At 34.9% G+C, this 14,961-nt stretch carries 19 protein-coding genes; 8 read left to right on the plus strand and 11 right to left on the minus strand.

Annotated features, from left to right (window positions below; genetic code table 11):
* The first annotated feature begins 94 nt into the window (after window positions 1–94).
* The 5 genes from KI356_RS20005 (at window position 95) to KI356_RS20025 (ending at window position 3,863) form a co-directional block, all read left to right on the plus strand.
* On the plus strand, window positions 95–658 hold the full coding sequence (locus KI356_RS20005; RefSeq protein ID WP_212936238.1) for a maltose acetyltransferase domain-containing protein: 564 nt from the start codon (window positions 95–97) through the stop codon (window positions 656–658).
* A gap of 69 nt (window positions 659–727) precedes the next feature.
* The gene (locus KI356_RS20010) at window positions 728–1,921 is read left to right on the plus strand and encodes an MFS transporter (RefSeq protein WP_212936239.1); all 1,194 of its coding nucleotides are present in this window, start codon (window positions 728–730) and stop codon (window positions 1,919–1,921) included.
* A 122-nt stretch (window positions 1,922–2,043) separates the two neighbouring features.
* Window positions 2,044–3,084 carry an ROK family transcriptional regulator gene (locus KI356_RS20015; RefSeq protein WP_212936240.1) on the plus strand — a complete coding sequence of 347 codons (1,041 nt, stop codon included), beginning with the start codon at window positions 2,044–2,046 and terminating at the stop codon, window positions 3,082–3,084.
* 45 nt (window positions 3,085–3,129) lie between these two features.
* Window positions 3,130–3,510: a VOC family protein gene (locus tag KI356_RS20020; protein ID WP_212936241.1), complete on the plus strand. Its 381-nt coding sequence runs from the start codon at window positions 3,130–3,132 to the stop codon at window positions 3,508–3,510.
* Window positions 3,511–3,608: 98 nt separating this feature from the next.
* Window positions 3,609–3,863 carry a YbeF family protein gene (locus KI356_RS20025; RefSeq protein ID WP_128280617.1) on the plus strand — a complete coding sequence of 85 codons (255 nt, stop codon included), beginning with the start codon at window positions 3,609–3,611 and terminating at the stop codon, window positions 3,861–3,863.
* A 132-nt stretch (window positions 3,864–3,995) separates the two neighbouring features.
* On the opposite strand, the gene KI356_RS20030 is transcribed toward KI356_RS20025, so the two are convergent.
* Window positions 3,996–4,445, minus strand: a complete 450-nt coding sequence (locus KI356_RS20030) for an NUDIX hydrolase (protein WP_128280616.1) — start codon at window positions 4,443–4,445, stop codon at window positions 3,996–3,998.
* A gap of 17 nt (window positions 4,446–4,462) precedes the next feature.
* Entirely contained in the window at window positions 4,463–5,302 is an 840-nt protein-coding gene (locus tag KI356_RS20035) for a DUF2785 domain-containing protein (RefSeq protein ID WP_212936242.1), read from the minus strand.
* 123 nt (window positions 5,303–5,425) lie between these two features.
* Between KI356_RS20035 and KI356_RS20040 the strand changes: the two genes are divergently transcribed.
* The 3 genes from KI356_RS20040 (at window position 5,426) to KI356_RS20050 (ending at window position 8,258) form a co-directional block, all read left to right on the plus strand.
* Window positions 5,426–6,148: a GNAT family N-acetyltransferase gene (locus KI356_RS20040; RefSeq protein ID WP_128280614.1), complete on the plus strand. Its 723-nt coding sequence runs from the start codon at window positions 5,426–5,428 to the stop codon at window positions 6,146–6,148.
* Between the two features lie 179 nt (window positions 6,149–6,327).
* Window positions 6,328–7,359: a tyrosine-protein phosphatase gene (locus tag KI356_RS20045; protein ID WP_212936243.1), complete on the plus strand. Its 1,032-nt coding sequence runs from the start codon at window positions 6,328–6,330 to the stop codon at window positions 7,357–7,359.
* Window positions 7,360–7,547: 188 nt separating this feature from the next.
* Window positions 7,548–8,258 carry a YjjG family noncanonical pyrimidine nucleotidase gene (locus KI356_RS20050; protein WP_128280612.1) on the plus strand — a complete coding sequence of 237 codons (711 nt, stop codon included), beginning with the start codon at window positions 7,548–7,550 and terminating at the stop codon, window positions 8,256–8,258.
* An 86-nt stretch (window positions 8,259–8,344) separates the two neighbouring features.
* Here KI356_RS20050 and KI356_RS20055 read toward each other — a convergent pair whose 3' ends face one another.
* From KI356_RS20055 to KI356_RS20095, 9 genes are all read right to left on the minus strand, one after another.
* The gene (locus tag KI356_RS20055; protein ID WP_212936244.1) at window positions 8,345–8,539 is read right to left on the minus strand and encodes a helix-turn-helix transcriptional regulator; all 195 of its coding nucleotides are present in this window, start codon (window positions 8,537–8,539) and stop codon (window positions 8,345–8,347) included.
* A gap of 368 nt (window positions 8,540–8,907) precedes the next feature.
* Window positions 8,908–9,288, minus strand: coding sequence for an ammonia permease (locus KI356_RS20060; RefSeq protein ID WP_212936245.1), 381 nt, complete (start codon window positions 9,286–9,288; stop codon window positions 8,908–8,910).
* 37 nt (window positions 9,289–9,325) lie between these two features.
* Entirely contained in the window at window positions 9,326–9,790 is a 465-nt protein-coding gene (locus tag KI356_RS20065) for a helix-turn-helix transcriptional regulator (RefSeq protein ID WP_212936246.1), read from the minus strand.
* Window positions 9,791–10,074: 284 nt separating this feature from the next.
* On the minus strand, window positions 10,075–11,697 hold the full coding sequence (locus KI356_RS20070; RefSeq protein ID WP_212936247.1) for a peptide ABC transporter substrate-binding protein: 1,623 nt from the start codon (window positions 11,695–11,697) through the stop codon (window positions 10,075–10,077).
* A 20-nt stretch (window positions 11,698–11,717) separates the two neighbouring features.
* Window positions 11,718–12,719 (minus strand): C40 family peptidase, encoded by a 1,002-nt coding sequence (locus KI356_RS20075; RefSeq protein WP_212936248.1) that lies wholly within the window; start codon window positions 12,717–12,719, stop codon window positions 11,718–11,720.
* Window positions 12,720–12,764: 45 nt separating this feature from the next.
* Window positions 12,765–13,820, minus strand: a complete 1,056-nt coding sequence (locus KI356_RS20080; RefSeq protein WP_212936249.1) for a dipeptide epimerase — start codon at window positions 13,818–13,820, stop codon at window positions 12,765–12,767.
* Between the two features lie 110 nt (window positions 13,821–13,930).
* Window positions 13,931–14,257, minus strand: a complete 327-nt coding sequence (locus tag KI356_RS20085) for a DUF3870 domain-containing protein (protein ID WP_212936250.1) — start codon at window positions 14,255–14,257, stop codon at window positions 13,931–13,933.
* An 88-nt stretch (window positions 14,258–14,345) separates the two neighbouring features.
* Complete coding sequence (locus tag KI356_RS28510) at window positions 14,346–14,621, minus strand: hypothetical protein (protein ID WP_033710959.1); 276 nt, start codon at window positions 14,619–14,621, stop codon at window positions 14,346–14,348.
* Window positions 14,560–14,916, minus strand: coding sequence for an FtsB family cell division protein (locus KI356_RS20095; protein WP_212936251.1), 357 nt, complete (start codon window positions 14,914–14,916; stop codon window positions 14,560–14,562). Before KI356_RS20095 ends, KI356_RS28510 begins: the two co-directional genes overlap by 62 nt.
* Window positions 14,917–14,961: the final 45 nt, after the last annotated feature.

A 14,961-nucleotide genomic window follows, 5' to 3' on the forward strand; every position in this document is an offset into this window, starting at 1 on the left:
ATACTTATTAAACTTGTTTAATAAGTTAAATTAAAGTCACTTATTAAACTAATTTAATAAGTTTGATTCATTCGATAACGAAGGAGATGATTATATGAAAACTGAGAAAGAAAAGATGTTGGCGGGAGAAATGTATATTGCGGATGACGAAGAATTAGTAGCTGATAGGATTGAGGCAAAACGTTTAACACGCCTTTATAACGAGGCGATGGAGACAGGTGATGAAAGCCGCTTTACTTTGTTAGAGCAACTTTTAGGTTCTTCAGCTGACGGGAAAACACACATTAATCCTGATTTTCGTTGTGATTACGGCTACAATATCCATGTTGGAAAGAGCTTTTTCGCAAATTTTAATTGTGTAATTTTAGACGTTTGTGAAGTTCGAATCGGTGATAATTGTATGTTTGCACCTGGTGTCCATATTTATACGGCCACTCATCCTTTACATCCGGTAGAGCGGAATTCTGGAAAAGAATATGGAAAGCCTGTAAAGATTGGTAACAATGTTTGGGTTGGTGGGGGAGCTATTATTAATCCTGGTATTTCAATTGGAGACAACGCTGTAATTGCTTCAGGGGCAGTTGTGACAAAAGATGTACCTAATAATGTAGTAGTTGGTGGTAATCCAGCTAAAGTTATTAAAACGATAGACTTATAGAAATCGTTTTTTACGGGTATATGAATAAACTGGTGTCTTATCGTATAGACAATGTGAAAGGTGTTTCATATGAAGAAAAATAGTGCGGACAATCATATAAAGACATTACTTGCCTCTCGAAACGCTCTTTTTCTCTTATTTGCTTTGCCAGGTGTCGCGTTTGCTACATGGATTTCTAGAACAGCAACTACCCGTGATATTTTAGCAGTGTCAAATGCAGAAATGGGCTGGATTTTGTTCGGTTTATCTGTCGGTTCAATAATTGGTCTACTAAGTGCAAGTCATTTCATTGACTGTAAGGGAGCTAGAGACGTTATTATAGGAAGTATGTTTTTTATGATTGTTGGATTACTTTGTTTAGGTATTAATATTTATGTAGTTTCTAGTATGGGGGCTTTTGGTAGCTTACTAGTATTTGGAGTAGGATATGGATTAGCAGAAGTCGCATTGAATGTAGAAGGTTCTTCCATTGAGCAGAAATTAGGAACAACTCTTCTCCCGAAATTCCATGGCTTTTTTAGTATAGGAACTTTAGTAGGCGCGCTTAGTGGTTCTGCCGCCATCTCGCTTCACATCCCGATTCTGTATCAGTTTCTTGCGATTTCGGTTGTGTTTGTATTACTTGTATGTATGTTGTATCGTTTTCTTCCGCATGGAACAGGAAAGCAGGAGAGAAGGCAGAACAAAAAGCGAGCGAAGCGTACTTCCTTGCGTATCGAAAAAAAGGTGCTTTTAATTGGTCTTTTCGTGCTTGGAATGGCCTTTGCAGAAGGAAGTGCAAATGATTGGCTACCGATCGTGATGGTAGACGGACATCAACAAAGTGTAGTGACAGGTTCTATTATGTACACAATTTTTGTATTGGCAATGATGTTAGCTCGTATGTGTAGTAGTTATTTCCTTGATCGATTCGGTCGTGTCGCTGTCGTACGTGCTACTATTATGATGGCGATTATAGGAATTTCAATCGTCATATTTGGAAGTAACTCGTATTTTCTAGCAGTTGGTGTCGTGCTATGGGGGATTGGTGCGTCGTTAGGTTTCCCAATTGGTCTTTCTGCTGCTGGAGATGACAGTGAAAATGCGACTTCAAATGTTGCTACAGTTTCTATAATCGGTTTTACAGCGTTTTTAGTCGGACCACCATTTTTAGGGATACTTGGAGAAGCATTTGGAATACGTTATGCCTTGCTAGCTGTTTTATTATTTGTTATCTTGTCTGGAATTGTATCGTCTGTTACGAGAGAGAATACATCGAGTTAAATACGGAGTGCCGCTAGTAGAAATATATCATCTCTATTGCTTTAGAAAATGATGTATGATATATTGTCAACGCAACTTATTAAAAGTGTTTAATAAGTATGTTGATTAAGGTGGTGAGCGATTTGAGTGAACAATTTGTTACTCAAAAATCGATTAAAGAGACGATCCTTCGCGGCATTCGTACAGCTCTTCTAGAGCAAGGTAGTGCAACGAAAGTAGAGCTTAGTAATACATTAGAAATCAGTTTTCCAACGATAAGTAAATTTATAGAAAATATGAAACAAGACGGTGAAGTCACTTTAGTCGGTCTAGATGATTCAAGTGGTGGAAGAAGAGCGAAACGATATGCTTATAATCCGGAATATATGTTAGGTTTAGCGATATTTTTAGAAAAAAATGAGACAAACTATACGATTTTTAACTGTTTAGGGGAAGTAAAAGAACAAGGAAGTACTTCAAGTGTATTAATTGATACTGGCGTAAACCTATTATCTAAACATATTGAAAGTCTTATCGCTACATTCCCGAAAATAAGTTCTATATCAATTGGTGTGCCCGGTTCGGTAGATAATGGTCGTATTTTTTATATACCTGGTTATGAAAAATTCCAAAATTTTAATTTAAAAAGTCATTTGGAGGATCTGTTCTCTATACCTGTAGTAATAGAGAACGATATGAATGCTGCAGTGCTTGGTTATTATAAAAACATTGGAAACCATGACAATTCCTCTCTTGTATATTTGTATTCAGGTCAAAATGGTCCAGGTGCGGGTATTATGATAAATGGGGATGTAGTGCGAGGAAGTACATTTTTCTCAGGAGAGATATCTTTCGTTCCACAGTATGATAATAAAAATTTCTTACAAGCTTTGAGAAGTGGAGATGAAGTTAAAGATTCCAATAATCCAGAGGAATATAATATAGATGCTATTACCCGATTAATTTCTACATTTATAGCTATTATTAATCCACATGTGTTTATTTTCTGTGATGATGAAGTGAATCAATTTGTAATAGATCAAATTGTAAAAAGTTGTCCGCAGTACATTCCGGCGGAACATATTCCGAAAATAACAGTAAGCGATTGGAAAGAAGATTATTTATATGGATTAAAAAGCCTTGGACTTGGTCTTATGATTACAAGAACAAGCAAAGAAAATTAAATATCAAATTGTTGGTTGAATACCATAAAAGAAAAGGTGTCGATTATGAAAATTGAACATGTAGCAATTTGGGTGAATGATTTAGAAGGTATGTGTGATTTCTATAAACAGTACTTCAATGGTGAAGAAAATAGCTTATATCATAATCCGAAAAAGCAGTTTGAATCTTATTTTATAACTTTTGAAGGTGGTGCGCGTCTAGAACTTATGAGACAGGTAGGGATAGACGATAAAATAAAAACACAAACGATAGGATATGCACATATTGCTTTTTCTGTAGGTAGTAAAGAAAAAGTTAACCAATTAACTGATATGTTAAGAGAAGCAGGATACTCTGTGTTAAACGGTCCGCGCACTACAGGGGATGGTTACTATGAAAGTGTAGTAAGTGATCCTGAAGGAAATCAGATTGAGATAACAATCTAACATTATATTTACTAATAATTGATAAAAATATAAAACTTTGTTGTTCCCCCAAATGTTTACGAGAAATCTATTATTTCTTCAGAAAGGGGGACATAACAGTGAGTGAAATCATTTTTGTTTTCTGTATATATCCATTGTTTATTTGTATTTTTTCAATAGCTGGTACATATAAAGTGGATACATTTTACGTGATGCCAATTGTAACATTTGTTATTTTTCTTATGTTAAATGTTACATTGTACGACCCGTCATTTTTCTTTTGGGTTGGCATGTATACTATTTTTTCATTTCTTGTTTCTTATATAACTATCTTATTTGTAAAGGGATATAAAGCTGTAGAAAGAGAGCACTAATATCATTTAGTTATTTTGGGGGCAATAGGGATTTACGGTGAACGATAACAACCTCATTTCGCGTTATAATGACGGGAAATGAGGTTGTTGTATTTCTATATAAAATATAAGAAACTTATTATGTAATGTTTTTTAATTGGAGTGCTGAAACTCTCTAATAATCCGCTCAATGACTGGATGAAGAGTAATAGGCAACCTATTAAGCGGAAAGAAGCGTAATTCTTTTGACTCAGCTTGATCACATATAAGTTCACCGTGGAATTCTCGGCAAATATAAACAACGAGTACACCATGAACTTGATCGCCGTTTGGATAGATTTGAAAAAAATCTGGTCCTGAGTATGTACGGAACAGTTCTGGATTTTTAATGATAAGCCCAGTTTCTTCAAATACTTCTCGTTTTAAAGCATCTTCTAACGTCTCGTTATATTCTAAGGCGCCACCAATAATACCCCAGCGGTTAAAGTCTGTACGGAGCTGCAGTAATACTTCATTTTTCTCATTTAATATAATGGCGTGTGAGCCTATTAATATAAGTGGATGATTTCCTACTAGATTTCTTACGTCTTCAATATAACCCATAATTTTTCTCCTTGTATTTAATAATAGTTTGGAAGTTCTTTTAACATTTTTTCTGTTTTACGTGCTGTATAGGCTAAGTTATGATCATCTTTTGTTCTAAAAAATAATGTACGTAAAAAGGTTTTAATGTTGGCACATAAAATACAATACTCATTAAGCGAAAGGCGTTTTCTAATTTGAGGAAGCCTTTTTATTTTTTTATAAATAATTGAAATTAACTCATCTTGCGGGAAGTCATGATACAGCATGGATATTAATGGCGTAACAATACGCTCATCTTCGTTATTATGAAAAATATCAGATGGAATGAAGATTTTATTTAATAAACAATGAATGAGCTCTTCATACCATTCAAAAGTCGTATGTGAATTATGAACAATTTCAGTAAAAGCATCAGATACGTGGGCGATACAATGAGCCCATCCTTTATTTTCGATATATCCTCGAAAGTCCATTTCTAAGTTTGTATATGTAATGAGTTTATTTTTTATCTCCTCGATATCCTCTTCTGTAAAAAAGTAGTGAGAGTTCGCGAATTGGAGTATTAACGCAATTAAAGAAACAGTGTAAGAACGTGTGAAAACCCCATCTGTATGTGGGGAGTAAATGTCACAATATAAATATTCATTACTTAAACAAGTTTGCAACAGTAATTTCAGTTGATCGTCCATAAGAAATTCATGATGAATGAAATGCGTAAAACATTTATATACAAGTTGGTAACGAACGTAACTATCAGTCGTTCCGATAAACTGTAGCATATTCAAAGTTAACTCATTTATATCTATATGTTGCAGTTGCGTATAGTCATTTTGTTGTATCAGCTCTAACTGTTGTTGCAACGCTGTAATATCCAATGGGGGACCTCCTCCGCACTTTAAAGGTGCGATCTTTTCTAGTATTCTATATATTCAAGGACAATCCTGCTCATGCAAGGAGAACCAATAGAAATTCGAGTATGACATAGATGAGGGAAAAATATGAAGACAATAGAACAGTTAGAAAAACATTTTAAAATAAGAAGAAGTGCATCTTCTATCATGATAAAAGAAAATAATGCAGAGGTTTTTACAGAAGAGAAATTAGAAAAGATAATGCAATATTGCATTGCTGAGGCTGAAAAAGAAGAGGTTGAAAAATTACAATTTGATATCTCTTCAAAAAGTCCAAATTATGATGTGTATAAGAAATGTTTCGAAACGTATTCATTTGAATATATTACTGAAAACATGATTGTATTTAAAGATATATACGAAGTAGAAGATGTAGAAAGTGATATTGATTTTAAACTAATTGAAGAAGTAGGAGAAGACGTTTTTTATTCACTGTGGAATGAAGTGACGGGAGAACAAGTTGATTATAATCAATTTGTACATATGATGGAACAAGAAATTGGTGAGCAATGGAAAGAGCATTGTTTAACAGCGAGTGTAAGTGAAGAGCCAATAGGAATTGTAATCCCGCATATTGAAAGAGGTACGTTAGAAGAAGGGAAACTGATGTATTTCGCAGTCGCTCCAAATATGCGAAATAAAGGGTATGAAGCAGCATTCTTTACAGGGGCGATGTTTGTCTTAAAAGAAATAGGCGCATCGTATTATATTGGCGAGACAAATGTACAAAATGAGTGGATGAAGGATGTTTTTGGGAAGAACGGATGTCAGCTATTAAGTTCTACTGAGCGATATGTGAGAAAGTTTTAGAAGGATGAACGGTGTATACTCTGGAACACATTTAGCGAGAATCCGTGTACAAATTTTGAACAAGTAAAAGAACTTTTTGTATGTTTGTAAGATAAAAAGAAAATCGAAACGACAAAGTAAGCTTTCCTATAATACAATAGAGAAGGATTAGACTATACGAAGAAAGCGTTGGTGAAAGTATGAAGCAACAAATAAATTGGTTACAAGCAACTGTAGAACGAAATGAAGATAACGCGTTACATATAGAGTGGGAAAATAATATAGAAGAAGTTAAAATTTATTGGAGTACTTCACCAGATTATATTGAAGGAAATGGCGAATTACTTGTAACGGTAAATGGAGAGTCATTTACTACAATTACAGATCCGAGTGAGAATGAGCGTCCCTATTTTAGGCTAGTAGGAAGTAATGGACAAGCAGTGACAGTAGCTGAGCGAAGATTACCATTACAAGGTGCGTTTAACTTCCGTGATATGGGAGGATATGAAACGACTGAAGGCCGTAAAGTAAAGTGGGGCAAATTGTATCGTTCTGAAGAGTTAGCAGGATTAACAGAATGGGATATCGAGTATTTACAGAAGTCGGGCTTAAAATTAATTTGTGATTACCGTACAGATTTTGAAGTAAAGCATAAGCCGAACCCAGGCATTACAGGTGCTCGCCAAGTATGCTTACCAGTTATGCAAGACTTAGCGAAAGATTTAAATATAAATGAGTTTTTCCAAGTTGGTGACCTATCAATATTAGGAAAACCCGGTGAATATCTTGTGAAAATGAATCAAGATTTCGTAAGTGGTAATGAGGCATTCGTGAGCTTCTTACAGTTAGCACAAAACCCAGAAAACTTACCATTAGTAAACCACTGTACAGCTGGAAAAGACCGTACTGGATTTGGTTCCGCATTATTATTACTTCTATTAGGTGTATCAGAAGAAACGGTAATGCAAGATTATTTATTAAGTAACGGCTTCCGTGAGAAATTAAATGAAAAAATGATGGCGTTTTTAGGTGCGAAATTACAAAACGATGAAAGTAGAGCAATATTAGGGGCGATGTTTGAAGCTCGTGCTGAGTATTTACAAGCTGCGATTGATGAAATTAAAAAGCAGTATGGATCAGTTGAAGCGTACGCTGAAAAAGCTCTTGGCTTTACGAAAGAATCGTTAGAGGAAATGAAAGAATTATTGCTAGAAGATAAAGTGAAACTTTAATCAGTGGAGGTTTTGTTCATCCCCACTGCTTGCAAATAACGGGATAAATAAGAAGAAGGGAGGCTGATTTGGATTAGCCTCCTTTTCTTATTGTTGCTATGCTGTTCGTAAAAGCAAAAAGTTCGACTTATGGGATATTTAATGAGAAACTACAAGTTGTAAATAACGTACTAATTGAGGAGAGCATAATGAAATATAAAGTTATATTATTCGACGTAGACGATACATTATTAGATTTCCCTGAAACGGAAAAAAACGCATTACATAACGCGTTTGTACAGTTCGGCATGCCTACAGGGTATAATGATTATCTTGCAAGTTATAAAGAGATTAGTAATGGATTATGGAGAGATTTAGAAAATAAAAGGATTACGCTAAGTGAATTAGCGGTAGATCGATTTAGACAATTATTTGCACTTCATAATATAGAAGTAGATGCGCAGCAATTTAGTGACGTATACCTTGAAAACTTAGGGAAAGAAGTACATCTGATAGAAGGTGCAGTGCAATTATGTGAGAATCTACAAGATTGCAAGTTAGGTATTATTACGAATGGGTATACAAAAGTACAACAATCAAGAATTGGAAATTCGCCTTTATGTAATTTCTTTGATCATATTATTATTTCTGAAGAAGTTGGCCATCAAAAACCAGCGCGTGAGATTTTTGATTATGCATTTGAAAAGCTTGGGATTACTGATAAATCAAGTGTACTAATGGTGGGAGATTCCTTAACTTCTGATATGAAAGGTGGAGAAGATTACGGCATTGATACGTGTTGGTATAATCCGAGTTTGAAAGAAAATACGACAAGTGTTAAGCCGACTTATGAAGTGGAGAGTTTGCTTCGTATTTTAGAAATTGTGGAAGTGGCGGGAGAAAAGGTAGCTTCATTTTAATAGCGTTGAGATTTGTCGAATCGCCGATATAATTTCATTTGCTAAATAAGAGGGCGCTAAGTCGAAATAAGACTTGGTGCCCTTTATTAGTCTTCAAAAATAAAGATCTCATCAATAGAACTATGAAGCGCCTTCGCGATATCATGGGCGAGTTGTAAGGAAGGATTGTATTTTCCTTTTTCAATCAGGCTAACTGTTTGTCTGGTAATCCCAACCGCCTCAGCTAATTGCTGCTGGGTCAAATCTGCCTTTACTCGAGCAAGCTTCACGTGATTTTTCATATGCAACCTCCCTTTAAAATGTAACTTATACTTTACATTATGTAAAGTATATTTTCCTTATTTCTCGTACCATTTTATAATACTTGTATATATGGCGCTAGCAGAACAGAAGGATAGTCTTTTCCCTACTCTTCTTCGTTTGTTTTTGCAGTACTTGATCTTATTAATTATTATATTCAGCTTTCTTATGATAATCTCTTTGATATTCGTTATCTACTAAATACTAAGAAATTTAAACAAGCGTGTATTAGCAAAGATCTCAATCATTTTGACCACAGTAGAAAGGAGACGCTATAGCATCTCCTTTCTATTACTATCCTTTTGAATTCAGTATCATATAGTAGTAGATAAGTCGAATTTAGAAAAAACTATCTAATATACATAGAACCAGGTACAGACATTAAATAATAGAAAAAGACTCCGATTATTCCACTAGTAAAAATAATAAATCCCATATTGCGTATGCCTTTAATTTTTGACTGTAAACCTATAACCCCTGATAGTAGACCCGTTAAAGAAAATAGGATCCAGTATAGCTCGGTTGGGATATCAAGATATTGACTACCCTCAACGCCAAACCCCCAAAAAATATAAGGCAGTACGACAAAGGAAACACTGAGTAATCCCATAATACTCACGAGTAGTTTATGATATTTGGCCCCTGTTATTATTAAATAAATCCCACCCGCAAATCCGCATAATACAAGATAGGGTGAGTATAGAATCCAAAGAAGACTTAAGATGAGCATATGTAAGTTCCTCCTATTTATTTTGGGTCATTGTAGTCTATTTATTTTCTGAATCTGCTGCTAATTTTTCAAGGTGACCAAGTGACTCTTCTAAATCAAACGAGTTAAACCAATGATAATCTTGTTTATCTAAAATACGATAATGCTGACTAATTAGATTTTGTTGTAAACGAAAGTTCCCTTTTTCTTGAATCTGTTTCCACCAGACTTTTCCTCCCAGCGTTTTCTGTTTGGCGTTGTTCATGCTTTTATGTGCTATAGTTGCAATGACTACTAATGGATCATCTCCTAGACTAGACTGTAAAACCTCGCTATCCCTAAACAATGCACAAATTGCTACGGTATTGGTCCATCCTGCATTTGTTCGTCCCTTCTCAATTTGAACAAGCGTTTTTTTTGAAATACCAAGAACTTCAGCCATTTTTTCCTGTGTGTATCCTTTTTCAGTACGAATTAACTTTATTTTTGTTGATATGAGTTCGATTGTAAGCTCTTTATTCAATTCTCTCACCCCTAAAAGTAACTTATGTATTATTTAGTGTAATTTTACACTATTCCTATTTTGGTATCAACCCATTTTTTTACGTTCACTTTTGTTATTTTAATACAATGAACTAAATCCTCATGAACAATCTTTTTGTACCTATTACTTTCTTTTCTTCTAACATAAGCATCATGCCCCTTCAATCGCTGTTTACAGACTGGTAAATTATAACTTGGACTATTCATCTAACTTTAAATAAAAAAACAGACTGTCACACATGTGCAGTCTGTTTTTCCATACTTTTATTTTTGTACATCCGCCCATTTTAAACTTGTTGCTGGACCGAATTGATGTACGTATAAGTCTTTCACATATGGTTTTTGTAAGTAAGATAGTCCGCGCTGGAATACTGGTGCGATTACCGCATCATCAAGAAGTACTTTTTCAGCATCTTGCAGTGCTTTCCAACGCGCTTTTTCATCATTACCTAATTCGGTTTTAATCTTCTTAATTAACGCATCATATTCTGGATTTGCATATCCTGTATTATTAACAGTACTTCCAGAAAGGAAGACTTCTAAATAAGTCATTGGATCTGGATAATCAGGTAACCAGCGTGATAACGACATTTCATATTCTTTCTTCTTCTCTAGCGCTAATTTTTGCGTATGTGGTTGTAATTTCACATTTACTTTTAAGCCTGGTAAGTTTTTCTCCATCTGCTCTTTAATGTACTCTCCAACTTTTTTGAAGTTTTCTAAGTCATAGTTTAATAACTCAAGCGTTACTTCATTTGTACCTGTCTCTTGCTTCGCTTTTTCCCAATATTCTTTTGCCTGCTTTACATCAGTCTTATTAAACTCACCTGCCGTACTTCTAAAATCTTTTTTATCTGGACCTTTTAAAAATCCTTTCGGTACGTAATAGTTTGCAGCTATCGAACCATCATTTAAAAATGAAGTCGCAAGTCCCTTCTTATCAAAAACTGTGCTTAATGCAAGACGGGCATTTTTATTTTTAAGAATCGGTACATTTTCATTGAAACGGAAGAAGTACATAACCGGATCTGTATATTGTTTCAGTTCTTTATTATTTTTATATTTATCTACGAATTCTGTAGAAATGACAGCCCTATCTACCTTATCTGTTTCATATAAATTTACCGCCGTTGAAATTTCTTTAACAATTTGGTAGTTTACTTCATCTAATTTCACTTCTTTTTCATCCCAATATTTATCATTTTTCTTCATTGTAAAACTTGCTTCGTGTTTCCACTCCGACAACGTAAACGGCCCATTATACACCGCTTTATTTGCCTCTAACCCGTATTTATCACCTTGCTCTTTCGCAAACTTCTCATTAATTGGATAGAACGACGGTAAAATAAGTAGTTTTGTAAAATACGGTACTGGATGTTCTAATTCCACAACAAACGTTTTATCATCTTTTGCTTTCACACCTAATTCTTCTAAGCCTAATTGTTTCTTATTTATCTTTTCCGCATTTTTCACATCGTACGCAATATATGCATATTGAGAGGCTGTATCTGGATTAATAAGTTGCTTCCAAGCATATACGTAATCATGAGCTGTTACTGGATCGCCGTTAGACCATTTCGCATCACGCAAGTGGAATGTATAAGTCTTTCCGTCTTTACTCACTTCATATTTCTGTGCCCCAGCCTGGATCACTTCATCATTTTTCGATAAACGGAATAATCCTTCCATTACATTATTCAAAACGTTAAAAGATACGGCGTCTGTTACTTTTCCTGAATTTAATGAAGGAATTTCACCCGTTTCTAATAGTTGCAATACTTTCTTCTCATCTTTCGGCTTTGTAGCTGTTTTTTCTTTCGCACAGCCTACTAAAAATGAAGATATAAGTAGAGTACTAACTAATGAGTAGCGAACAACTTTTTTCATATAAAGCCCCCCTATCTTTTTTAAGGTAAGTAACGACGAGCACCAGCGTATTCTTCTATATATCCTGGTGTATTTAGCGGTATAATTTCTACCGATCTTTCAGCCTTTGGAGAGTGAATCATATTTCCATCACCAATATACATTCCAACGTGATGAACACTACCTTTTCCTTGATTATGTGCAAAAAATATTAAATCGCCCTTTTGTAGGTTTTCTTTATCAACCGCAATTCCTGCTTTTGATTGTGGCCCAGAATCCCTCGGTATTGTAATGCCATGTGATTTATAAATCGTATGTGTAAATCCAGAGCAATCAAATCCAAAACCACTTGTACCAGCCCATATATACGGTAATCCTAAAAACATCTTACCGGTGTTTATTAAATCATCAGCTGTTGGCGTAGGAATATCATTTTGAGAACGGTAAACAGTTCCATCATTTTTCCGTAGCCATGCCTTCTGACCATTTGGCAATAATACGCGATATGAAATCGCATCTTCACTTAATAGCGGTAAACGCGTATTATAGCTGACTTCAAGCGATTTATGTTTTTCAGAAGGATTAATATATAAAATTGCTGTCGGTTTCGTTACTAAAACGAAAGGTTGGTTTGTTTTATCTACAAATTCTTGATTATACGCTAATTGTTTTTCAGGCATCCATCCTGGGTAGCCTTCCTCATTTCGTGGCGTTGGCTGTCCATGCACTAGCACTTTTACCCAATCACCTCGTTTATCAATTACCGTTACTTCTTGACCGAGTAGCGCTTGCGTTTCTAATTTGTTCGCACTAGTTAACCAAAGCTTCTCATCTAGCGTCATTGATTTCGTCCACTTCCATAAATCAACTGGATTTGTAGCACTCGGTGCATCAATTGGTCGTAATGAATCAGGCGCAGTCCAAAGCGTTGCAGCAGATACATCTATAAATGCTTTATTATCCTTCTTCTCTTCAGCATTTACCGATGTAAACGAGGAAAAAATAAATAAAGTTGTTAAAAATGCAGTTCCTACTTTTTTCATATATATCCCCCTTAAAAGATAGTTAACTAGTCACTCCTTCTAAGATTAAATATTCACTGTCGAATGAAGGTTTACCTTTGAGCCAGAATAAGTCATCCCTTCTGGCTCTTCTACTAACCATAGCGGTGCATCAAGATCAAAGTAATGAATATTCGGATGAGCCGCAGCTAAATGTGCAACAGCGCTAACTGAAAGTGAAGATTCCATCATACTTCCAACCATACATTTCACACCTGCTGCTTCTGCTATATCTGCAATACGCCAAGCTTCTCGTATGCCGCCGCATTTCATTAATTTAATATTAAGTAGGTCTGCATATCCCCCTTGGACAATCTTCAATGCGTCACTTGCCGAAAACATACTTTCATCTGCCATAATAGGCGTTTGTACATTGTCCTTCACGTACTTTAATCCATCCCAATCTTTCGCATGAACTGGTTGTTCTACAAATTCTATATTTAAATTTCTATTCTCCATTTCTTTAATAATAGAAACAGCCTCTTTTGGATTCCATCCTTGATTTGCATCTAAACGTAAAGTCGTATTCTTTGGAACCACATTTCGAATTGCCTCTATGCGTTCCAACTCTAAATGCGCATCTTTACCTACCTTAATTTTTAATGTTTGGAATCCCTTTTCGATATGTTTTTTCGCTTCTTTTGCCATTAATAAAGGTTCATCCACACTTACTGTAATATCAGTATAAATCTCTTTTTTTCCACCTAGTAATGCGTATAACGGTATGTTGTGAAATTGACAATACACATCGTATAAAGCCATATCTACCGCCGCTTTTGCACTTGTATTTCCTATGCAACTCATTTGAATGTGTAATAATAACGTTTGAAATTGCAGTACATCTTTTTCAACTAATACAGAACGAATTGGTCCTAATATTGCTTCCTCCATCCCGTTGGCAAAATCACCTGTAATAACCGGCGTTGCTGCCGCTGCTCCTTTTCCAACAATTCCTTCATCTGTATGAATAAACACATCTATACTTTCAATTTCCGTTACGGTACGAAGCGCAGTTTTAAACGGTGTATGAAGCTTTACATGTCGGCGAATTACCTTCACATCGGTAATTTTCATTTTGTTCATCCTTTCGTTGTCTATAAAGTGATACTTTAATCCACGGGAGGCTTTATTCTACCCGTTAATGCGGAACAAAAAAATCCAGCCATAAGAAGATTCTTACGGCTGGATTTTGTCTATGAATGGGTAGACAAAGCAGCGATCTGATTATATTTTTTCTGTGCATCCTTTAGCGCTACAAGTAGCGCCTTTTGAGACGAACCGAAGTATCGATTTTTTATTTCTGTTACTAATGCTGGGTCATTAATATTTTTATGTAGAAACAAATATTTAACAAATTGAGATGTTAATGCAATTGTCGCTGAGCAATCCGCATCTATAATTTCCCCTGTATCCTTCTCAAGTACAAATGCTACAAAATAGCTTTTAAACTTTTCGGTAATGGGATTATTTTGAGGTGCTTTCGCATCCCCTACAACGTAAATTGTATTTGAAGCATACACAGCTATCTTCCTTTCTTATACGAGGATAACGGTTTTCTTAATAGACGTATAAGCTGTTAACTCAACGTTGATCAAAAAATGTATCCGCTTACCTTGTATTATATACAATTGACAGAATTTTAACAATATTTATTTTGACATATATTCCATAATTATGAAAATCTCTTAAAATAATTAAAAATGGCTCAAACTTCTCATTTTTACAATATGTCATTGCTCCTTGTACCATGACATTCACACTACAAACACCTTTTTCCTCGTACATCAAAAAACAGTTAGCTATCGCTAACTGTTCCACCACTTCACTTTGGCAATACGAATATTGTTTCGTTTGACTTAGAAAATTGATACTCTTTTCTCGCAAACTTTAAAATCTCTTCTTCATTATCGGTTAAATTCTCAATGTTAGTCTTTAAAGAACCTTGATCTTTCTTTAAAGAAACTAATTGTTTCTTTTGATTCGTTATTGTATCTTTTTTTTCATTAATTATTTCTTGTTGTTTTGTCAAAATATATTGAACATACAAAGTAATTACAGCTATAAAAATAAACATGAAAATAAAACGCCTTAACTTCTTCTTATTTATAGTTCGATTGTCGTTAGGCTGTGATAGTTGCTCTGGTATATTAGGAACATTTACTCTTTTGAGTTTCCTCATTTTCAAATCCCCCTAACCCATATTTTTTCACTACCATCGGCACGA

Source organism: Bacillus hominis (assembly GCF_018332515.1).
In the GTDB taxonomy this organism is placed as follows: domain Bacteria; phylum Bacillota; class Bacilli; order Bacillales; family Bacillaceae_G; genus Bacillus_A; species Bacillus_A hominis.

Excerpts from the sequence above, each read along its gene's own strand:
- KI356_RS20050 (WP_128280612.1), top strand. The coding sequence starts at position 7,548 with ATGAAATATAAAGTTATATTATTCGACGTAGACGATACATTATTAGAT.
- KI356_RS20060 (WP_212936245.1), bottom strand. The coding sequence starts at position 9,288 with ATGCTCATCTTAAGTCTTCTTTGGATTCTATACTCACCCTATCTTGTA.
- KI356_RS20075 (WP_212936248.1), bottom strand. The coding sequence starts at position 12,719 with ATGAAAAAAGTAGGAACTGCATTTTTAACAACTTTATTTATTTTTTCC.
- KI356_RS20020 (WP_212936241.1), top strand. The coding sequence starts at position 3,130 with ATGAAAATTGAACATGTAGCAATTTGGGTGAATGATTTAGAAGGTATG.
- KI356_RS20095 (WP_212936251.1), bottom strand. The coding sequence starts at position 14,916 with ATGAGGAAACTCAAAAGAGTAAATGTTCCTAATATACCAGAGCAACTA.
- KI356_RS20040 (WP_128280614.1), top strand. The coding sequence starts at position 5,426 with ATGAAGACAATAGAACAGTTAGAAAAACATTTTAAAATAAGAAGAAGT.
- KI356_RS20055 (WP_212936244.1), bottom strand. The coding sequence starts at position 8,539 with ATGAAAAATCACGTGAAGCTTGCTCGAGTAAAGGCAGATTTGACCCAG.
- KI356_RS20070 (WP_212936247.1), bottom strand. The coding sequence starts at position 11,697 with ATGAAAAAAGTTGTTCGCTACTCATTAGTTAGTACTCTACTTATATCT.
- KI356_RS20080 (WP_212936249.1), bottom strand. The coding sequence starts at position 13,820 with ATGAACAAAATGAAAATTACCGATGTGAAGGTAATTCGCCGACATGTA.
- KI356_RS20010 (WP_212936239.1), top strand. The coding sequence starts at position 728 with ATGAAGAAAAATAGTGCGGACAATCATATAAAGACATTACTTGCCTCT.
- KI356_RS20030 (WP_128280616.1), bottom strand. The coding sequence starts at position 4,445 with ATGGGTTATATTGAAGACGTAAGAAATCTAGTAGGAAATCATCCACTT.
- KI356_RS20005 (WP_212936238.1), top strand. The coding sequence starts at position 95 with ATGAAAACTGAGAAAGAAAAGATGTTGGCGGGAGAAATGTATATTGCG.
- KI356_RS20045 (WP_212936243.1), top strand. The coding sequence starts at position 6,328 with ATGAAGCAACAAATAAATTGGTTACAAGCAACTGTAGAACGAAATGAA.